This is a genomic window from Paenibacillus sp. R-74696, from assembly GCF_055814915.1.
On sequence record NZ_JBPULM010000045.1, the window covers coordinates 974,348 to 996,295 of the forward strand.

General features: G+C 44.3%; 12 protein-coding genes. All 12 read right to left on the minus strand.

What is annotated here, in order from left to right:
• Nucleotides 1-28 precede the first annotated feature (28 nt).
• Nucleotides 29-919 (minus strand): carbohydrate ABC transporter permease, encoded by an 891-nt coding sequence (locus ACSR9A_RS24495; RefSeq protein ID WP_473760148.1) that lies wholly within the window; start codon nucleotides 917-919, stop codon nucleotides 29-31.
• 24 nt (nucleotides 920-943) lie between these two features.
• On the minus strand, nucleotides 944-1,870 hold the full coding sequence (locus tag ACSR9A_RS24500; RefSeq protein WP_473760150.1) for an ABC transporter permease: 927 nt from the start codon (nucleotides 1,868-1,870) through the stop codon (nucleotides 944-946).
• Nucleotides 1,871-1,960: 90 nt separating this feature from the next.
• Nucleotides 1,961-3,475: an ABC transporter substrate-binding protein gene (locus ACSR9A_RS24505; RefSeq protein ID WP_473760152.1), complete on the minus strand. Its 1,515-nt coding sequence runs from the start codon at nucleotides 3,473-3,475 to the stop codon at nucleotides 1,961-1,963.
• A gap of 146 nt (nucleotides 3,476-3,621) precedes the next feature.
• On the minus strand, nucleotides 3,622-5,220 hold the full coding sequence (locus ACSR9A_RS24510; RefSeq protein WP_473760154.1) for a response regulator transcription factor: 1,599 nt from the start codon (nucleotides 5,218-5,220) through the stop codon (nucleotides 3,622-3,624).
• Nucleotides 5,220-7,007: a sensor histidine kinase gene (locus tag ACSR9A_RS24515; RefSeq protein ID WP_473760155.1), complete on the minus strand. Its 1,788-nt coding sequence runs from the start codon at nucleotides 7,005-7,007 to the stop codon at nucleotides 5,220-5,222. Before ACSR9A_RS24515 ends, ACSR9A_RS24510 begins: the two co-directional genes overlap by 1 nt.
• Before the next feature lie 508 nt (nucleotides 7,008-7,515).
• On the minus strand, nucleotides 7,516-8,214 hold the full coding sequence (sigK, locus tag ACSR9A_RS24520) for an RNA polymerase sporulation sigma factor SigK (RefSeq protein ID WP_473760157.1): 699 nt from the start codon (nucleotides 8,212-8,214) through the stop codon (nucleotides 7,516-7,518).
• A gap of 232 nt (nucleotides 8,215-8,446) precedes the next feature.
• Nucleotides 8,447-11,236, minus strand: a complete 2,790-nt coding sequence (locus ACSR9A_RS24525; protein ID WP_473760158.1) for a hypothetical protein — start codon at nucleotides 11,234-11,236, stop codon at nucleotides 8,447-8,449.
• Complete coding sequence (locus ACSR9A_RS24530) at nucleotides 11,233-14,022, minus strand: hypothetical protein (RefSeq protein ID WP_473760159.1); 2,790 nt, start codon at nucleotides 14,020-14,022, stop codon at nucleotides 11,233-11,235. The genes ACSR9A_RS24525 and ACSR9A_RS24530 overlap by 4 nt, the downstream gene beginning before the upstream one ends.
• Before the next feature lie 268 nt (nucleotides 14,023-14,290).
• Nucleotides 14,291-17,428: a type I restriction endonuclease subunit R gene (locus tag ACSR9A_RS24535; RefSeq protein ID WP_473760162.1), complete on the minus strand. Its 3,138-nt coding sequence runs from the start codon at nucleotides 17,426-17,428 to the stop codon at nucleotides 14,291-14,293.
• A gap of 17 nt (nucleotides 17,429-17,445) precedes the next feature.
• Nucleotides 17,446-18,813 (minus strand): restriction endonuclease subunit S, encoded by a 1,368-nt coding sequence (locus ACSR9A_RS24540; protein ID WP_473760164.1) that lies wholly within the window; start codon nucleotides 18,811-18,813, stop codon nucleotides 17,446-17,448.
• Nucleotides 18,803-20,332 (minus strand): class I SAM-dependent DNA methyltransferase, encoded by a 1,530-nt coding sequence (locus ACSR9A_RS24545; protein WP_473760165.1) that lies wholly within the window; start codon nucleotides 20,330-20,332, stop codon nucleotides 18,803-18,805. Before ACSR9A_RS24545 ends, ACSR9A_RS24540 begins: the two co-directional genes overlap by 11 nt.
• Nucleotides 20,319-21,935 carry a restriction endonuclease subunit S gene (locus ACSR9A_RS24550; protein ID WP_473760166.1) on the minus strand — a complete coding sequence of 539 codons (1,617 nt, stop codon included), beginning with the start codon at nucleotides 21,933-21,935 and terminating at the stop codon, nucleotides 20,319-20,321. Before ACSR9A_RS24550 ends, ACSR9A_RS24545 begins: the two co-directional genes overlap by 14 nt.
• Nucleotides 21,936-21,948: the final 13 nt, after the last annotated feature.

Here is a 21,948-nt window from a genome sequence, read left to right on the forward strand (position 1 = left end):
ATAGCTGATAATGACGGCCCTGCCAGGTTTATTTGACAGCTCCGATCGTAATGCCCTTGACAAAATATTTCTGGAAAAACGGGTACGCAATGAGGATCGGAAGCACGCCGACCGCCGCAATCGCCATTCGCACGGAGGTGCTTGGCAACTCAGAGATCGCTTGGCTTGCGCCCGTGCCGGCCGCGTTGCTGTTGCTCGTCAGAAACTGGATATCCGTGATCATCTTTGTCAAAATAGTCTGTATACCGAACAGACGTGAATCGGTCAGGTAGATAAGACCGTTAAACCAATCATTCCAATAGTTAATAGCTTGGAACAGCCCGATCGTCGCCATGATGGGCAGCGACAGCGGAAGCACAATCCGATAGAACGTTTTGATCTCACCCGCACCGTCAATACTTGCTGCTTCGATCAAGGCAGGTGGAATGGACGTCATGAAGAATGTACGGACAAGCAGGACGTTGAAGCCGCTCATGAGCAACCCCGGCAGTAACAGTCCGAATATGGTGTTCTTGATATCGAAGAGTTGAGTGTACACCAGATAAGTAGGTACCAGCCCACCATTAAATAACATAGTAAAGAACACGAGAAACGTCCAGAAATTGCGCAACGGCATATCCCTGCGCGATAACGGATAGGCAAGCGCCGAGGTAATCGCAAGACTAACCGCCGTACCGACAACTGTGATGAACACGGTAATGCCGTATGCTCGGCCCAGCTCAAGATGATGTGTCCACAAGTATTCGTAAGCAGACAAACTGAATTGCTCCGGAAAGAATGTATAGCCGTTCCGAATAATGCTTGCTTCACTGCTAAGCGATGCCATGATCAGTAGCGCGAATGGTATGATACAGGCCAACGCGAACACCGACAGCGTTATATTAGCGATCCAGTTTATAGCTTTATTTTCGATAGCCATGGTTGTTATGCTCCTCCACTCGCCCTAGAACAAGGCGTTCTCCCTGTTGATTTTCCGGACGATATAGTTCGCGCCCAATACGAGCACGAATCCAACGAGCGACTGGTAGACGCCTGCGGCGGATGCCATGCCGATGTCGCCCAGCACCATAAGACCGCGGTAAACGTAGGTGTCGATGACATTGGTCGTATCGGCGATCGCTCCAGCGTTCATTGGCACCTGATAGAATAGGCCGAAGTCGGAATAAAAGATACGTCCGATGCCAAGAAGCATCAACATCACGATGACTGGCGTAATAAGGGGGATGGTGATCGCACGGATCTGCTGCCACTTACTCGCCCCATCGAGTGTTGCCGCCTCGTAATATTCGGTATCGATGCTAATAATAGAAGCCAGATAAATGATACAAGAGAATCCTACCGACTTCCATAAATGCACGATAGTCAGAATGTATGGCCAATACTTGGGCTCTGTGTACCAAGATATTTCGTCAATGCCCAGAAGCGGCAGTATCGTCTTGTTCATGAAGCCCGTCTCCATGCTGAACGCGGCGTAAGCCAGATAGCCAACGACTACGAATGAAATGAGATGTGGCAGAACGATGACGCTCTGATAGAAGCGCGACAGTACCTTTCTCCTCACTTCATTTAGCAGAATGGCGAACGCGATGGCGAGGACCGTTCCGAGAATAATGAAAACGGCATTATACAGAATCGTATTTCTTGTAATAATAAAGGCGTCACTCGTCTTGAACAGATACTCGAAATTGCTAAAACCTACCCAGTCGCTCGCGAAAATACCCTGAGAGTAATTGATGTTCTTGAATGCAATGAACATGCCAAGCAGCGGTAAGTAGTTATTGATCAGCAGGTAAGCAAGACCCGGAAGCATGAGCAGTGTAAGCGGTAAATATTTAAAGAACGTACGTTGTCTCTTTTTTGTATAATCCATTCCTATCTCGTCCCTTTCCCGAAAGGTCTCTTCTTTAAGAAACGATCCAATCGGCTCTGACGTCCGGTTGGATCGTTGTACGTTCTCATCCTATGTGCCGTTCGTAGCCGCCCACTCATTCAGTTGGCTCTGCTTCTCTGCAATAATCTTGTTGATGCCCGATTCCTCAAGCTTCTTAAGGAATTCAGGCAACACCTTGTCAACATCAACTGAGCCACTCTCAAGAACGCCTTTGTATTGTAATAAGACTGCGTTACTAGCGGCAATTTCATTCTTCACGTTGTCGCCGTTGAACGAGAAACCAAGCGCCTTGGATTTAGCAGCGTTCTGGTTGAATGCCTCCATTTTGACGTAGACGTCGGGTTCGTCACCTTCAAATACGTAGGACAGGAATTGGTTACCGTGCATCCAGCCATAGTTCTTGTACCCCACGTTATCGCCTGTTACACCATCGGGATACTTAATCATATTATCCTGGCCTTCCATCTTCACGTAATGCTTGCCTTCAACCCCCCAGTCAATCAGGTTAACAATCTCCTTGTCGGTATACATCAGATTCAGGAATTGTAGAGTCTTCGCCGGATTCTCTGACTTGGCTGCCACACCAATGGCTACGTTCGTGACCGTATCGGTCTTCGCTACAGGCTCAACCGTCTGCACCGACACCATGGGATGGCTGGTCATACGGCTTTCCTGGGCATCAAAGCCAGGCTTCATCTGGGTGAAATAACCTGCCGCTTTGCCGGACTTCACGATGGCGTGGTTTGATTCCGGATTCGTCGCGGCGTCCTTGAGAATGTAACCCGCTAAGTACCATTCACGAAGTTGACGCACCATTTTCTCGTATTCTTCCGTCGCAAACCAGTTTACGACGTTCAAGTCGGCAAGTCCGCTATTCAAAAGGACGCCAAGCTCGTTGCCCAACGGATCGTAGGTACGGTAAGTGCCAAGTATCGTGCCACCTGCGAGATTTGTCGCACTAACCATATCAGGTTCATTCTCCTTCAACGTCTTGAACGCCTTGCCGAATTCCTCGAAGTTCTTAATCGTTCCTAACTCGATATTGTATTGGTCCACGAGATCCTTGCGCATGACGAACCCGAAATTTTGTGCCAAGTCCCGGATGCTCGGCACGCCGTAGCTAATGCCGCCGACCTTGGTCGCATTGTAATAGTCCTCACCAAGCGCGTCGATAATGCCTTGCGCGTTTTCCTCCATGATATCGCCGAGAGGATGTAAAACACCGCGCGTGACTTGTGTGCTATAGTTGCCCAGCATGGCGATCATGTCCAGCTTCTCTCCGCTCGACATCATCAAGTTGATCTGGTTCGTGTAGGCGCTGTTGCTGATTGGCAGCAGCTTGACTGTGACATTAATCTTCTCTTTGGCGATCTTATTAACCTCGTCTTGGACGAGCTGAATGTCCGCAGGAACGTTGTCAAATGTTGGGTATGCGTATACAATTTCGTAAGGCTTCTCCTGGGTACTCCCTGCAGAAGTCTCTCCGTTCGAAGCATTTCCAGCGTTACTGCCACCGCCCGAGCATGCGGACATCAGCATCGTCAAGGCAACTAGCGCGCCTGTCCAACCCATCTTTTTGTTCATGTGTCATCCCCCGTATCTAGTGTCGTGGACTCTTATGTTCGCGAGCCTGATCTCATTGTACGGTCAATGGCAGAATAGCCACTACTCCGAAATCGACATGCCAGTTGACTATTATCGACTATTCGTTCATCTAGCATGGAAGCCATCTATTTGGAATTGGCAACATATTTTTTACGGTACTCATGGGGACTGAGTCCCGCAAACCGTTTGAACCTCCGTGAGAAATGGGCAAGGTTGGAATATCCCGATTGCACCGCTATAGTGCCAACGGGAAGCTCCGTCTTAAGCAGAAGCTCCAGCGCAAGCGCCATCCGCTTGTTTATAATTAACTCTGTGACGGAATGACCCGTCTGCTTCTTCAGCAGCCTGTCCAAATAATCAGGATTTAAGAACATGTAGGCAGCAACGTCTTCCCGCGAAAGCTGCTCCGAATCCAGCCGTGCGTTCACGTATTGCTCGACCTTGTCCAGAATGGAAGGCGATTCCCTTATGCTCCGGACCTGATCCATTGACTTGCCGATTATATGCGTCATCCAGCCCACCATGTCGGGAACGGATCGTGACGCGTTGCGGAATAGGTCGGCAGACTTATCATCACCGAACAAAAGCTGCGCATCAATTCCTTCTATCTTCAGAACGTAGAACACCATTTGGAGAAAGTTATGATGGAATCGGTACAGCGAATCCACGTCCATACTCGCTGTCGCTGTCCACAGGAATGCCTTAGCCTCATCGAGTATGCGGCCTCCTTGTCCTTCCTTAAGCATAATCGACCAGGCATGCATGTCGGGAAACGTGATCGTTTCCCGCGTCTTACGAGCACTATCGTAGAGAAATACGTCCTTTGCAAGTGCGATATTTTCCTTGTCTAGCTCCCGCAGCCTTCCTACCATGCCATTCAATTCATGACCTTGAACGGCATTTCCGATATAAATAGCAATGTCGCAATAGAAGTACTCAGACGCATAATCGATTAACGGTCGTGCCTTCTCCTTGAACTGCTCCCGCAGAGGAGCCGCATCTCCTTCGATCGGAATGAGTGCCATCAATTCGCGGTCTGTAGTTGTAAACAGAAGCCCCTGACCTTCCAGCCCAAGCGTCTCCTCGCCACTGTTCTTTAGCGCATATTCCAAAACCTTCTGATCTCGGGGAGAGAAATCCTTGTGATAACGCTTCACAGAGATTAATAATGGCAACAACTGTAGCTTCTCATCGAATGGAATACCTCTCTCTCCTGCCTCCCGCTTAATGGAATCTGGATTCGAGGGGATAACATGGTGAAGCAGATCTAACCAGAATTGTTCAGCAATTAGCGGTTGCCGGCGAGACCAGAATTGCCCGATCCGACTGTATTGCTTCTCCTCGCTCTCCTTCATAATCTTCGCAACTACCTTGCCTCCTACGCTCAGCAATTCGTCCGGCGGAACCGGTTTCAGCAAGTAGTCGAAGCTCCCCAGCTGCATCGCTCGCTGTGCCAGTTTGAACTCGGCATGGCAGGTCATGAATACTGTCTCTGTATCGGGATGATGCTCGCGCACCCAAGCTAGAAGCTCTAGTCCGCTTCCCTGAGGCATCTCGATATCACATACCATAAGATGGATTCTTTCCCGCTCGAAGATCTCTTTTGCTTGGCGCGAATTATATGCAGTGAATACTTTATCGAATCCGAGAGAAGCCCAATCCATATCACCTTTCAATGAATCTGTAAGCAGTTTCTCGTCATCTACGATGATCAGCGTAAGCATTAGTCCATACCTCCTGGGTCAAGCTTGTCCTTCTCTTTGTCATTTCGGGGCGAGAGCGGAATCGTCACATCCACTACAGCGCCACACAGCTCCCCGTCTCTTAAGACAACCTGCGTCCGCTCACCATATATCAATTGCAGCCGCCTCTTCACGTTCCAAATGCCGATATGATCCCCTTCGTCGTCCACGATTCGCTCACCACGATCTATACTCTCCACCACAGTAGGGCTGAAGCCGGGACCGTTATCCTTTATTTCAATATGCAGGGCAGCTTGTGGCGTCTCGAGCATCTCAATTGTTACTGATAAGGACAACTGTTCATCCATTGTCATGGCATGTTTGATGGCATTCTCAACAAAGGTATGCACAATCAGGGGCGGAACCGGTGTAGACAATAGAAAAGAAGGGGCTTCGATTTCGTATGTCAACTGGTCGGGATACCGTAGTTCTTGTATTCGCAAGTAATTGCGAATATGCTGCAATTCGTCTTTAAGCGAAACGAAGCTCAGATTGCTTTGGAACATGTACCTGAAGTACCTTACCAGACACAGTGACATTTCCTCCATGCGCGTAACATCCTTCGTACGGGCTAGCATATACATCATGTTAAGGGTATTAATAAAAAAATGCGGTCTAATTTGCAACTGCAGATGCTGAAGCTCCGCTTTCTGCTTATTCAGCTGCTCTTCATACACGCTGATACGCAAATGCTTGATCTGATCCATCATATTATTGAACGTATCATTAACGACCTGGAACTCCAAAGAAGTTGGATAATCCTTGATCTGAGTGTCAAGATTGCCCTGCTGAATTCGGTTCATAACCTTGAGCAAGCGATTGAGCGGAAGTAATAGCGTCTTCCGAAGCAAGAGCAATGCCGCTGCCAGAATCAGGACCGCAACGAACGGAAGGGAGTAGGAAATTAGCTTATATGTGGAGAGATGCTGGAGCATCAAATCCTCCGGGATGAACGCATGTAGGCTAAACTCTCCTTCGCGGGAATCTTCGCCAACTGCTAGGAATTTCTCCGTCGAGCCAGTTAGATAATAGCTTTCCGCTTGCGGCTCAATCGTAATGCCGTGTTCACTGACAAAACCCTGATTGACAATCGCGTTGCCGCGCCCGTCGCCTAGCAGCGCCGCTCCTTCTTCGCCGATGCCTAGCAGATCAAGCGGTGTCTGAAGCGACTCCGCGTTAGTCCACGCACCGACGATGGAGTCGTTGTCGAGCACAAAGAAGCGGAGAAGGTAAACGCGGTCGCCATTCTTTTGAACATACCACATCCTTTTTTGGGTGATCTTCCTCATGTCAGAATTCTTACTTACGTTCTCCGATATATAGGATTTAATGTACATGCGGTCGATCATGGTGGAACGGTCGCGGAAGGAATATAAGTATTGATCATCTGAGGGTATATAGACGAATAACCCGTCCAAAACGGGATACCGAAGGATGGAGTTTGTTAAGTTCGATGCGATACGCTGCGACGCGAAAATGCGATCCTCGGGCTGCGGGGAAAAATCGATGTTCGAGAGATCCGGGTCCTGCATGAGCCCGATTAAGTAATTATCTGCTTCGACAAGGCGTGCGTCCACCTGGTCACGATACAGCGTTAATAAGTCCTTGCTAGAGGCAGCCACCTGGTTACGGACGACGTCAATTGCATAGCCATTCATATAAATAAGGAATCCAATCAGTGGCAACACGATTAGAAACAAGCCTGCTATCATCTTCATCCTAATGGATTGTATGCTGCCCCATCGGTTTATTTGCAAAGAACGATTCATTTCGCAAATCTCCTTTCCTTACTATCCATGAATCAAATTTAAAATTACTACGAAAGCTATTGTACTTCAGATCCAAGATGAATAAAACCTTTTGCATTTATCGGGAAATCTCAATATTAATACCTTGTTAATAGCATTTCAATAAATCATAAGAATCACAGAAAAAATAATTATAATTAATATATTTTTAGCAATTTAACCCAAATTATTTTATTTACACCAAAAATAATTAAATAGGATTAAATGCAAAAGGGCAGGAGACAAAATTCGTCCCCAGCCCTTTCGTGCATTACGCACCTTAAAATTGTTTGTCAAAAGCTTCTCCAGTCATTTTGCTAAGCTTCTGATACGCCATCCACATAGATCATGGGACGAAAGTAGCTATCATCCACAGTAGCCGTGATAAATACTCTGTATTATCCATGTGCAACATCCTGCAAATCGTGAGAAGTACATGTTATACTGTTGACAATTCATTACTGAATCAAAAAGCCTTCAGGTAAGGCACCTATTTCTTCACCTTATAAAACTCATGATAAAGCTTCATCAGCGCCCTTTTCTCAATCCTCGATACATAGCTGCGGCTAATTCCGAGCTCCTTAGCAATCTCTCGCTGAGTCCGTTCTTCCCCGCCATGCTCCAAGCCAAATCTACCCATGATGACTTCCTTTTCACGTTCATCAAGAATGACTAAATTTTTATAAATTTTACTTTTTTCCATTTTAAGCTGCACGGTTTCCACAATTTCATTCGGATCGCTTCCAAGAATATCGACGAGCGTAATTTCATTGCCTTCTTTGTCGGTGCCGATTGGATCATGCAACGAGACGTCCTTGCGCGTTTTTTTCAAGGAACGAAGGTGCATTAAAATTTCGTTTTCGATACAACGGGCAGCAAATGTCGCCAGTTTCGTGCCTTTGCCCGTCTGAAAGCTCTCGATCGCCTTGATCAAACCGATCGTACCTATCGAGATCAAATCCTCCAAATCTTCACCGGTGTTATCAAATTTTTTAACAATATGTGCAACAAGACGCAAATTATGTTCAATAAGTAAATTTCGGGAATGCGTATTGCCTTCGGCCATTAGTGCGAGATGCTTCGCTTCCTCATCTTCTTTCAACGGCTGTGGAAAAGCGTTGTTTTTGACATACGAAACAAGCAGTGACAACTGCTTAATAAACAAAGCAATCGTTGCAAACAATCCCATTGTCCGGCCACCCCCATGCTGAATTGGCGGGAACTGCACAGTCCCCACAGAGAAGAACATCCGGTTACTATTGTATGTGGGCGGTGGCCTATACGTGCCTGTATCGTGCAAAAAATGCTGCTGCATTGGCTATTTGCCTAACGGCAGTAAAATTAAGGATTAAATTCCGAATGTGCAACGGACTGTCCTTTCTTTGAAACGGACAGCATACCCGATTAAAAGACTTATTCGATTAACAATAGCTAGGATCTTGCAAAGCCTTAATGGTCATATCCAGAATGCGCAAATATTGTATACGGCTTCGGGTTGCCCGAATAAAAGAGGTCTCGATGCCTGATCTTCTAAGCTTTTCAATCCATTCCAGGGCAGCCTCTCGGCCTATTCCTTGCTTCAACATGCCATAATAGATGTATACCAATTCATTGCTCACATTCGTATTAAAAATCATCGGATCATCCGAGTTTATATTGACCAAAATATTAGACAACTCCGGGTTCCCGGCAGATTGAATACGAAACAACTGATTACCAAACAGCGAATCGATTTCCCCAATCGCTTCATTGGAAGAAGGATTGACCTCGATGACAACGCCACTGCTTGCTATTTTTTCAATTAAATAATTTTGCATATCCTGGAGAATCATTTTTTCGGTTTCGTTAATAGCTACATAAATCGGCTCAGCCATTTTTGTTAAAGCATCCTCATGATGGTAACAAGCAAATAATCGATCCTCTATGTTTTCTATATCCCTCAGTTGCTTGGCGGAAATTGCGAATGGTGTCAACATCTCCTCCTCACTTCTTAGCGAGTGTTTTACTTTCACAATCTCATCCTTAATTCTTTTGAAGCGCCTTTTGTATGTTTTAAATAAAGAGGATACGCCAGGCGTTTTTCCCGATAATAAATCGTTAAAAATGCAGTAGGCCAATTCATCAATTTGCCTCTCCAAATAAATGATGGCTTCAGTGCGGAACTGCGTTGTACGACTGTAAACGCCCCACACCCACAATAAATTGTCCAAATATTCGCCCCGCGGCAAAATAACAACAGGATTCCCTTGAGTCCACTTCTCAACGGATACACCAATCGCAATGCCATGTCCAATTCGGTCTCCGGCATGCAGCTTGCAATAATCAATAACCTCGTCCATGCGCCTCAGCCCCGATCCCAAATGGCGGAATTCCTCGCCGGCATGAAACGTAAAAAACAGACTTTGTCGGGGCAAAATATGACCTTCCGGATCAAGTATTTTCAATGAATCATATTTGCTGTCCCGCGCTTCATCAAATACAGGCGCAAACACTTGAACAGGGGTATAATGTTCCAGACTCGCCGCATCCAGTCCAACGATAAAATTGGTAACCATGGGTACATTTTTGCGAAGCTGCTGCACCATCTGTACTTGCTTCATATACTTTTCTTGATGCTCGCCATAATGAAGATGCTTTAGCGTATGGTCTCTCTCCTCGTCAAACCACCAGAAATCCTTATTCACATCATCCGGACGTTTAATCAAATGATACACAATTCCAATCAGAGGAAATTCCGACTGAGGATCATTTTCCACATCATAGTCTTTTACCAAAATATCCTTGTACGACTCCAATAGACGCAGCAGCCTTTTTCGATTTTCCGTTTCACTGCTGGCAACCGATAGCCTGAGTTCGACTTTCTGTAAATATCTGTTTTGAAAAAGCGTGCGGAGCATCATCGTATAATACGATTGATTAGCTGCAATGCCGTCTGTCGCCCGATCAAAGTACCCTCTAAAAAAATCCAGACCATGCAAAACAGTAGGTTGTGTAACCTGCTGATAAAATTCATTTTTGATGGCAATGTACATAAAAAACAGACGAAAGAACTGCTCGTAGCTGCTCGCGCATTCAGATTTATCCTGAATTTGTCGCTTATAGGCCATCACCTTAAACAAAAACAGATGCTCGCCATAGGTTTTAATAGCCTGCTGCTCAGGAAATATGCTGAATATGAAGTCCGATCCACCTGCCTCATTCTCCATAAACGTAATCTGTATACTTTCAACCACTTCCTTAAGCTTGTCCATTGGGGCAAATCCATCATATTCATTATGGTAAAGCTCATGCAGCAGCCGAACCACTTCAGGCTTCGTCGTTGCAAAACTGTCCTCCATCCATTCATACAACGAGCGAACAGCTCCGGATTCCCAATCCTTCAAATAGTAGGACAGAACGAGACGCAATAAACGAGCTGTCCATATATAGGACTCTACCTCTGAGGAGGCAGCCAAATGATTCGTTTCAAAGTTCTTGAAATAGGTCTTCGCATATACACCGTTCATCATCATCTGCCACAGAATCGAAAAATTAAATGCCGCTGAAGCATGAATATGATTTTCCGCTACGCCTCTTGCCAATATATCGTCTAAAGGGGCATCCGCCAAATTGATATGCTGATATAGCTCATGAAGCTGTATAGGATCATGTATGTTATTTTTTGAGTGATGCAGAGCGATCATGAGATCAATGGGTACGGTTCGGCTGAGCGCATGAAAAAAAATCACCTTATCCTGGTCGCTATATTGCGCCATGAAGTCAATAAAGCGCCACTTCTTGGAGCCATTGGCATCATTTCTCCAATACTTGAAAATGATATCGCCATCCCGATAAGAAAGCAACGAGTCGGAAAACTCCTCAATAATATGAAAATAATGCTGATAAAGCTTTTTTTCAATAGCGTAAGTTTTCGCATCCTCATCTAACGGAATAAAATCATGGCGGCGAGCCTCGTTTTCACTGCGTAGCATAGGATAAAACTTTTGCACCATTAAATGAATTTCATCGAGACTATTAGGTACTGCCTTGCGCAGCAGCTCCGCATACAGCTTGCGTTCAACAAGCCGCTTCGCTTTCCCCTGCTTACTCTTACCTATACCTACCTTGTCTCTGTAGTCCAGAGCGTCCAATATAGGCTGCTGTCCATAAAACTGCAAATTCTGGATCGGAAACAACGCTACATGGATGAGAAGCGACAGCTTGGATCTCATGCCGTGTCACCATCGGTTGCCCCCTCAACATCAGCAGCCTCCAGCTCCAGACCAAAAGCTCCAAGCTCCTCTTCCGTTTGTCCTCTTACCTGTTTAAAGGCATCATTCAATTTAGCTTGAATATCGCGCTTAGCCTTCACATGCTCTGCTAATGCTGCCAGTCCCTGCTTACCATTATTATATTGAGCATACAATCCCAAAATAAATTCATCATTTCCAGTGAAAAAGACATGTCCACTGTCTTTATCCTGTTCAATGCGAGCAGAATATTTCAACGCATGATACAGCTTTCGGGATTCCTCATGCCCATACCATACTCGAGTATTTGTAAATAGATCACTTAATTCTTTCAAAATAGCTTTGTATGATTCAAATGTAAAAACCCCTAATTCAAAATTATTTAATTTCTTTCTGACCCTATCTTTACAATAACGAAATTTTGACGTACGGCTTGACCCCTCGACTCCTTTATCAAATGTCTTAATTGCTTGATCTACTTGCTCAGTTCGCTTAATACGCACACTAATATTTGATGTATAGAGCTTATTCGAAAAATACGATCCAAATTTCTCTATATTTTCCTCTAAAGCTTGAACTACGCTAACAGGTAGCTTTAGCTGCGGATTTCCGTTCTGCTTTTGATTTACTGCATATAAACCTTCAGCCAGATTTTTATTTCGATCATTCGAAATAACTGTTGTCGAAGAACGAAGCTCTGCACTTTGACCATCCGAACTTAAAGCTGGAGATTGTTTTGCTCGTATATCGCTCAAATTGTTAATAAAAAACGTCCTTCTCAATTCAGCATCCCCTACATCAGCAGAATATTTATTGGGAGCAATATGAGCCAGAAGCCCTTCATAAATACGCTCTGTCGTCTCAAACTCGGCGGTTACGGCGCACAAGTCATGCAAAATAGTAAGCGCTGCGTTAATTTCGTCATTTTTTTCATTTTTAGCCTTATGATAAAGCTTCACAAGTAAAGAGGGATGCTGCTCCAAAAGCTTTGCCATATATTTAACTGCAAAGCGATCCTGATTCCCCTTGTCCTTGTCCCAGTTATAACGGTAGTAATATGGTTCAAGTTCAGAATGTGACAGAAATTCAACCAACAGCATGGCTGCGGGCATATCGGTATGCAGCACAAATTCTCGCATGAGATAATAAAGCCTGTACTCATTCAAGAATGTTGAAGAAGTTGAGGGAGATTGTTTTTCCTTCTCGGGCTTTCCAAGAAGAAATCCTCCAAGAGCCTCTTTCTTGAAGGCTTGGAATGCCCCAGTATCATAATGCACATCAGGTAAGAGAGCTTTAATAACTTCGGCCATTATGAGAATCTGTAAAGCCAGCTCTTTTCTATCATCAACATCATCAGGGCTAGTGTCAGGGTAACCAATAGTCGTCGATTTCGCGTCGCTCCCCCACTGTAGAAAATGCTGAAACAGCCATTCTTGATGCTTTAACATTTTCGTATTGGACAAAAGAAGCGTGTCCACAAATGTTTTCACGAAATCGAATGATTTCTTACCATCTGTTCCCGACTCAATGAGCTGCACCAAATTATAGTAGGCATAAACAATACCGCGTGCTCTTTCATCAAAGATGATATAGCTGCTTGTAATTGGTAAATATCGTACTTGCTCCTTCCCCTGCTGCAAGGACGAGGGTGCTTGCGCATAGCTGAAGACCGATTTATCTCCAAGCAATCGTACCAGCCGGTCGAGCAATGTATATGTGCCAAAGGAAAAGTTCGGTATTGTCCCCTTGCCCCAATTCACCAGCTGATGTCTTCTTGACGAAGGAATAACCTTCTTCAAATATTCCTGAGCGATTTCTGATTTGCGGCGCATAATGGTGCGCGTATTACTATTAGCTGTCTCGTTCGGCTGCTCAGATCGATCCTTTGACCTGTCCAATACTTTTAAAGAATCATAAGCGTTTAATCCACTCACTTGCAAAGGCTCATCAGCAAGTAGCGCAAGCGTCAACGACTCCAGCAGAATATCATAGTCCCCAGAAAGAACTGTAACCATATGGGGATGATCGGTATATTGCAGCAGCGCCTCCATCAGTTCTCTTGTTTTGGACGTTTTAAGATCAATATCGTCAACGAAAATAAAGATCAATACCGGTTCAGTGGGCTCTTCCAAAACCTGCTGGACAAAAATAATTTCGTCAATCAACTGCCTCAGCTTTTCCTTAAAGGTACGATCCGGACTGAGCACCCGGGTAGAGTTTTTAATATAAACAGCTAGGTCCTCGTAATGCTTGGTCAGTATGCTGCGGTATTGATCCTCGGTGTACAAGTAGTACTCAATCGTTTCATTAATTGCCTGCTGCAGCCGATTTGCAGACTTGTACACCCCGGCATTATAATAACCGCTCAGCTTTTTTCGATGCTCCGAATTCACTGGGCCATGCTTCAATTTTTCAAGCAACGCATCTCCCTTGTTTTTCAGAAAATCAACAATAGCGCCAACAATTTTAGTATTATCGCCAAAAATATCAGGCTCGATCAGGGGAGATAAAATACTTGATTTGGGATCAAGCCCACTAATCAACGTATATAGAGCCGACGATTTCCCTGTACCCCTCCGGCCAAAGATGCCAATCGTATTGTTATAAATTATTTTTCCACTTTCCATCGTCGTTTTGCTATCAGCCTCACGGGTTGCTGCGGTTCGAATTTCTTCTATTTGCTTCTTCATAATGGAATAGGTCGGCATCACCTTCTCGACCTGATCGCCTAATGCTCTTGCCCCCAGCACGACTTTTTCTTCTTGCATGGCTTACATCCTTCTCTCCTTGAAATAGTTGACACAGAGCTGATCTATTCCCATTTAAATAATAGAGACAACGACGTATTGACTTATATAAAATCGCGTCCTGATCACTTTATTTCGACAATTTTTGTCCATGTCCTCCCATTCGTTCATTTATTTTCTTTCCTTTTGTTCTTAGAATAAAGGAAATCAAAAAAGCACTATCTTCAGAATAAATCTGAAAATAGTGCCTCATTTGTGCAACTCTTGAATTTCACCTTGTCGTGTTGTATTAATACTTGAATTCTTTAGTCTCTGCCTGTGCCATTAATTCAGCTTGTTGAAGCACCAAATCGATGGCCATCTTCTCAAGATCCGGCGGATATCCATATTTTTTCAAAAGCCGCTTAACCGTGATCCTCATTTGAGCCCGTACATTCTCACGTAGCGTCCAGTCCACTTTAATATTGTTCTTGATAGCCTGAGTTAATTCGTGAGCAATCTGCTTGAGAACCAGATCGCCCATGAGTTCCTTGGCTGATTCGTTTGATGCCAGCGCATCATAGAATGCTACTTCTTCTTTGATAAGACCTAAGTCTTCGCCACGTTTAACCGCAGCATTCATTTCTTTGGCCATCTGGATGAGTTCTTCAATAACCTGAGTTGTCTGAATTGTACGATTATTGTACTTGCGAATAGCTTCCTCCAGCATTTCAGAGAATTTCTTGGACTGTACGATGCTGGTGCGAGATACCGCCTTTACTTTCCCCTGCAAAAGTCTTCTTAGCAATTCGACTGCAAGATTTTTCTGTTTGAGCCCCCGAACATGCTCCAGAAACTCATTTGACAGTATGGCAATATTGGGCTTCTGCAAACCAACCGCTTCGAGAATATCAACGACTTCATCGGACATGACCGATTTGGAAATCAACTGATTGAGTTCCGCATCCAACTCGTTCGTCGTTTTCTTCTTGTTCTCAGTCGTAATGAGTTTGACGATGCCAGATTTGACAGCTTTGTAAAAGCTGATTTCCAGATTAACCGATTCTGCAGATTCGGTTGTAGCGCACAGCGCATAAGCCTTCGCCAATTCCGTCGTCCAATTGACAAAATTTCGTTTACCTTGTTCGCCAAGCCCCAGCACGTAATCAACCGTCTCAACAATTGTCTTCATTCGTTCAGATGCTTTCTCCGACGCGAATTTTGAAAAGTCATGACCATGCAACTGTTCACGAAGGAGTTGAATTCGCTCCAACATAAAATCAACTGCTTGATCTGTATCAATTCCAGCTGTCTTACGATCATTCTCGGTGTACTGCTGGAGGGCAGACTTTAGCATATCTGCAATGCCAATATAATCTACGATTAACCCGCCCGGCTTATCACGAAATACACGATTGACGCGAGCAATAGCCTGCATCAAGTTATGACCTTTCATCGGCTTATCAATATACATTGTACTCATGCTCGGAACATCAAAGCCTGTCAGCCACATATCTCGTACAATTACAATCTCTAGCGGATCATTCAAATCCTTCATTCGTTTAGCCAAATGCTCCCGGCGACGCTTCGTCCCGATATAGGGTTGCCACTGAGCCGGGTCACTCGAACTGCCAGTCATAACGATCTTGATTTTGCCTTCATTATCATCGTCACTATGCCAATCTGGACGAAGAGCAATAATCTCTTTGTAGAGATCAATAGCAATACGTCTCGACATAACGACTATCATTGCTTTACCGAACATGGCCCCTTTGTGCTGCTCATAATGGTCAACCATATCCTTGGCAACCTTTTTGATCCGTTTCTCTGCACCAGCAAGCGCTTCTAAACGTGCCCATCGTGACTTAAGCTTCTCTTGCTGAGAATACTCTTGATACTCTGTAATTTCTTCATACTCACCATCGATGACGGGACGCTCCGTGTCCGCTAGTTCCAATCGCGCGATACGGCTTTCATAATAGATCTTGACAGTCGTACCATCTTCTACAGCACGTGTCATGTCATAAATGTCGATATAATCGCCGAATACAGCTGGCGTGTTCTTATCTGTTAACTCTACAGGCGTCCCGGTATACCCAATGTAAGAGGCATATGGCAATGCATCTCGCATGTATTTTGCATAGCCATATTTGATGTTTGCTTCCTCATCCGATGCGACTATTTCCGCTTGAAAGCCATATTGACTGCGATGGGCTTCATCGGCCATAACGATAACATTACGACGATCCGTGAGTACAGGGTATTGGGTTTCGCCAACTTCAGGCGTGAACTTATGAACCGTTGTAAAAATAATACCGCCGGACTCCACCGATAGCAGTTGTTTTAAGTGTGCTCGGTCTTCGGCGTGCTGCGGAGTTTGACGAAGCAAATCTTTTGATTTGCTGAATGTAGCGTACAACTGATCGTCAAGATCATTACGGTCTGTTACGACAACAATCGTCGGATTATCAAGCGTCAGAACCAATTTGCCAGCGTAAAAGACCATGGACAGGCTTTTGCCCGATCCTTGTGTATGCCAGATTACTCCGATCTTGCGGTCACCATCCTCCAGCGTAGCTCTTTCCGTAGCAGCAATCGCTTTATTCGTAGCATGATATTGATGATAACCGGCCAGTATTTTGAACAGACGTTCACCATCAGTTTGAAATAATACAAAATGCTTGATGATATCCATAAGACGACTTTTTTCAAACATGCCCTTAATCAGTACTTCAAGCTGGGGGAGGGAAGCGGAGGCAACGTCCTCACCATCTATCGTACGCCACATCATAAACCGTTCCTCATCAGCTGTCAGTGTGCCAACTCTTGCATTGACTCCATCACTAATTACCATGAAGGAATTGTATGTAAAAAGGGACGGGATTGCTCTTTTGTAGGTCTGCACCTGATTGTAGGCATCACTAATTCCCACCTCTTCGTTGGAAGCGCTCTTCAGCTCCAGAACCGCAATCGGAAGACCATTGACAAATACGACAACATCCGGACGCTTATCCACTTGATTTTCAATGACGGTAAACTGATTCACCACAAGAAAATTATTATTGTCAATTCGTTCAGGATGCGTGTCGAACAACCACACTTTTTCGGTGGGGTAATCGCCATCTTCGTTCCGATACTGTACATCAATGCCATCTGTAATCATTTTCTGGAACGCTTTGTTGTTAATCATCAAGCTCGGGCTGCGAGGAACTTCGATGATGCGAATGGCTTCCTCAATAGCCTCACGTGGTAGCTGCTTGTTGATACGAATAAGTGCTTCACGCAAGCGTTCTTTAAGGATGACATCCTGATAGAACTGTCTCTCTGGATATTCGCCTTCAGGTGAAATCTCTGGGCCGTAGGCTTTATTGTAGTTCAGTTCTTCAAACCACTCGAGAGCAGCTTGTTCGAGGTCGCTCTCTGCATAAGATGTGATGTACTGCGCCATGCTTGCACCTCCTTTGGTTAGGTAGTGGTATATTGGACTTTGCTTTCGGCTACTGATGGGAGCTCAATAAATTCAGGGTATGAATTTACTTCATTCATTGGGACTCGAATTTCTCCTGACATTAGCTTGGGGAGGAGAGAGTCTCTAAGCTGTACCAATGAATCATTCTCCGACTCACATTTTTTAATCATTTCCCCAAACGAATCAACAATAATGTTGAATTGTTCAATTATATTATGAGGTGGAATTCTCATTGGAACTCGCTTCATTTCACTACCCGAGATTTCTTTAAATGTTGAGCCGGACGCTCTGTTTTCTATAGTCTCAGAATTGAACTTCAAAACATAGTAGAGAAACTCAGATCCAATATACTCGAGTGGAATAAGGGATTTGAAACCTTGGTTAGTAGTCATTTCATTTTTTGATATAGCAATGTATCCTATAGGAGCCCTAGAGCTAAAAAGAACAGTACCTTTTGGGACTAATCGTGTACTTGAATTCTTGAATCCCTGTTCGGTAATATCAATTTGCCCTCTAGAAATATATTTATTTCTATTACTCGACAAATCCTTAGGGGTTATCCATGCAATTCCCTTGGAAGTATAGTATTCTTCTTTACTTTTGGAGGGAGTTGCCCCGCCTACAACTTCTCCAAGATCAGATAGTGTTCCAACCTTCCAACCCTTAGGAATCAGCCCTAACTCACTTTCCTCAAACTCGCCACCGCTGGAATTATACGGTTCACCGTTTTCATTCAGGAATTCAAAATTCACAAACCAGCGTTTGAAAAGGGCTTGGGCCATTTCCTCAAGGTTTTTGTTAATAGCCTTGTTAAGTTCGATTTTGTTGTCCAAAGCGTTCAAAATATTTACAACTCTTTCTTGTTCAGCTAAAGCAGGAAATGAAATCTCAATATTTTTCAATGATGTTACTGGACGTGAAATTGCTGGAACACCTGTTGTTGAGGTATTCATCATTAATGCATGCTGGCCTAATTTCGATTTAAAAAAATAGTAAACAAATAAAGGATTTAAAATCTTTTTATTGCACGTCAATTTCATTTGGCTTTGTGAAACAACATATCTTTTGTATTTGGAGTTAAATGGTATTATGCCAACCTGCCCTAAAGTACCTCTGTGAGTGAATATTAAGTCCCCAGGAAAAGCATTACTGGACCTCAACTCATCTGCTTTATCCTCAGTTAAAAAAACATAGCCCTCTTCGTAAAGTTTTCCAATAGAAAGGTTTGTCCCCCTTATTACTGGAACACCGTCTGCAACAAAGTTATCTGTTTTTATATTCGATCCAAATGGACCCATTGCTATTGCGTTGGCAATATCGGCCTTAATATCGTCTATTTTTTTAACTTCCCAACTAAAACTCAAACCCAATCCCTCCAAGCTGCTTGCGAATCTCATCTTCTAATTGCCGTGATTTTGCAAACTGTTCTGCAAGTTCCGAAGTCAAGCGAGCCATTTTATCCTCGAACGGTTCACTATCTTCTTCGACATCCTCAATACCTACATACCGACCCGGAGTCAAAATATATTCATGCTCCTGAACTTTTACAAGCTTCTCCGCTTTACAGAAGCCTTTCACATCCTCATAGGTTCCAGCCTCATCCTGCCCACGCCAAGCATGATAGGTATCGGCAATTTTCTTAACGTTTTCTTCAGAGAGTTCACGATGTGTACGATCCACCATGTGTCCCATTTTACGAGCATCGATAAACAGGATTTCACCACGGCGGTCACGAAGCCCTCTTGGAGCTTTGTTCTTCGCCATGAACCAGAGACAGACGGGGATTTGTGTTGAATAGAACAATTGCCCCGGTAACGTGACGATACAATCCACCAAATCCACATTTTCTTCAACCAGTTTACGGCGAATTTCTAATTCAGCTAATGTGCTTGTAGACATAGAACCATTTGCCAATACAAATCCAGCCACTCCACTTGGCGCAAGCTTGTTTATCATATGCTGAATCCAGGCATAATTAGCATTGCCTGCGGGCGGAGTTCCGAACGCCCAACGGGCGTCATCAGTTAACCTATCTCCACCCCAATCGCTAATGTTGAATGGAGGATTAGCCAATATATAATCGGCTTTCAAATTTTTATGTTGGTCGTTGTGGAACGTATCCGCATGATGCTCACCCAAATTACTGTCAATGCCACGGATCGCCAAGTTCATTTTACATAGCTTCCAAGTCGTTGGATTTGATTCTTGGCCATATACAGCGATATCCCCGAGCTTGCCTTGATGCTCTTCAACAAACTTTTCGCTCTGAACGAACATGCCACCAGAACCACAGCACGGGTCATAGACACGGCCTTGAAATGGTTCAATCATCGCAACGAGCAAACGAACAACACTGTTAGGCGTATAAAATTCCCCACCATTTTTGCCTTCAGCGCTGGCGAATTTGCTGAGAAAGTATTCATATACTCGGCCAAGAACATCCTTGGAGCGGCTATCTTCATCTCCCACCTTGAACGAGAACAGGTCAATAACTTCACCCAGGCGCGTTTTATCCAAAGCTGGTCTGGCGTAATCCTTTGGCAATACACCTTTCAGCGATACGTTTTCCTTCTCAATGTCAATCATCGCTTGATCAATGATTTGTCCGATTTCGGGCTGCTTAGCATTGTTCTTAATGTGACTCCAACGAGCATCCTTTGGTACCCAAAATATATTTGCAGCGACATATTCGTCCCGATCCTCAGGGTCTGCATAGGGCTCGTTCTTTAGTTCTTCATACTTTTCTTCAAATGCATCGGAGACATATTTAAGGAACAACAACCCTAACACAACGTGCTTGTATTCTGACGAATCCATGCTGCCTCGTAGTTTGTCAGCCATGCTCCATAATTTTTCTTCAAATCCCAAGTTAGCTGTTGCCATGAACAAGCTCCTCTTCTAATATTCTTTGTTGTATATCTTGCTTCGCGAGTTCCCATCTTGTATGGGCTTCCGAAATAACCATTTTATATCGTTTCCGCTCCTCTAAATAATGGGCAACCAACTGCTGCTGCTTTTCTTCTGGCAGTATAGGAATTTCAATATCTCCCACATCAGAAGGATTTAAGTTCATCACTGTTGTTCCACGTTGGAAGCTTTGAATAAATGCCATCCCGGTCGGACTTTCCAAAAAAATCTTAACAAAGTGAGCTAGTACACTCATTTTAAAGCGAAGTACGATAATATTAGCAGAAGCAATCACCATCTCATCGTTGTCAGGGAAGATGGCCAGCTTAATGACAGTGCCTCTACATGTCATGACTAGATCACCCGGAAGCACTTCATAGCGCTTCACCTTACGCTCTTCTTCATCAATCGTTTCAAGATCCTCCAGCTTTATTTCACCATCGTCCATGTTAGATATATTCAATACTCGAACTTTACCCGGCTTTAAATCCTGCTTCGAGATCGCTTTTCCACGAAATATATCTGCAATATTACGTAGCTTTTCCTTTGGCATAGTTGCCTGTTGAAAGGAACGTAGCTTTTCCTGTTCTTCATCAAGCAACAGATCAATTCTCCAATTGTCTAATAATTGGAATTGATCCGGATGTATCATTACTTCTCGGTCAAACACTAGATTCTTCTTGTGAATAACCAATCTACCTATCCGAACCTCCGATGGAATTTCATTACCAAATTCAACCAGATAAGTTCTCACTGAAGTATAGGGCCTGAACAACCCATCCGGAAGCGCATAAATGGATTGTACGGGGGTGCTTGTGTTCATCTCCTGTCTCCAACTTGCAATGACTCCCCCTTGAAACATCATCCGTGGTGGGAAAGTTACGTATAATCTGCCGCTCTCGTGCAGAGCAGGAAGTAGGAAGCTGACGGCCGCCCCTTCTGATTCTCTAATCGAGATTTCATCCTCATCCTGAAGCTTTAGTCCAAAGGTTGGAATAGATAAAATGGCATCGAATCTTTCCTCCATCTGCAAAGGTTGATAGATACTCGCTTGTATGACGGTAATTTGAGGATTCTGTTCAAAATATATTTTAAGTAAGCGACAGAGCATATAGTTTTCTGATAATAATGTGATGTGAAAATCACGTTTATAACATTTCGTCTCATACAGACCCTGTAGAAATTTCTCCGTCTCTGTGATGAGCAGAGATCGTTGCTGCTCTTGCTCGCATATTGAAATAAATCGCTCCATAATTCCGGGATGTGCCATCAACGTGCCAGTAATTCTATCCTGTTGCACCGTACGGTACGCATACTCTAATAAATCCAATTCTTTGCCCGAATGATACAGACGGTAAAATAGATCTCGGTCCCCAGGAAAATGTCCCAGTTCCCGGTCCCCAACCTGTTCTTTCAACCAGTTAAATAGCACTTCAGCGCTTGCCTCAAGATCCCATCCAGCCGTTTTAAGCTGCTCAATCGATTGACGGGTGCGATTCACCCGAACCGCCTCTCGCAGAAGTTGGTCCCTAGTAACAATTTCATGAAGCAAGCACAATTCCCAAAATGATTCAATCAATTCATCACCTTCT

Bases quoted from the DNA above. Each gene is read 5' to 3' on its own strand.
- ACSR9A_RS24495 (WP_473760148.1), bottom strand. From the start codon at position 919: ATGGCTATCGAAAATAAAGCTATAAACTGGATCGCTAATATAACGCTG.
- ACSR9A_RS24500 (WP_473760150.1), bottom strand. From the start codon at position 1,870: ATGGATTATACAAAAAAGAGACAACGTACGTTCTTTAAATATTTACCG.
- ACSR9A_RS24505 (WP_473760152.1), bottom strand. From the start codon at position 3,475: ATGAACAAAAAGATGGGTTGGACAGGCGCGCTAGTTGCCTTGACGATG.
- ACSR9A_RS24510 (WP_473760154.1), bottom strand. From the start codon at position 5,220: ATGCTTACGCTGATCATCGTAGATGACGAGAAACTGCTTACAGATTCA.
- ACSR9A_RS24515 (WP_473760155.1), bottom strand. From the start codon at position 7,007: ATGAATCGTTCTTTGCAAATAAACCGATGGGGCAGCATACAATCCATT.
- sigK (WP_473760157.1), bottom strand. From the start codon at position 8,214: ATGGGATTGTTTGCAACGATTGCTTTGTTTATTAAGCAGTTGTCACTG.
- ACSR9A_RS24525 (WP_473760158.1), bottom strand. From the start codon at position 11,236: ATGAGATCCAAGCTGTCGCTTCTCATCCATGTAGCGTTGTTTCCGATC.
- ACSR9A_RS24530 (WP_473760159.1), bottom strand. From the start codon at position 14,022: ATGCAAGAAGAAAAAGTCGTGCTGGGGGCAAGAGCATTAGGCGATCAG.
- ACSR9A_RS24535 (WP_473760162.1), bottom strand. From the start codon at position 17,428: ATGGCGCAGTACATCACATCTTATGCAGAGAGCGACCTCGAACAAGCT.
- ACSR9A_RS24545 (WP_473760165.1), bottom strand. From the start codon at position 20,332: ATGGCAACAGCTAACTTGGGATTTGAAGAAAAATTATGGAGCATGGCT.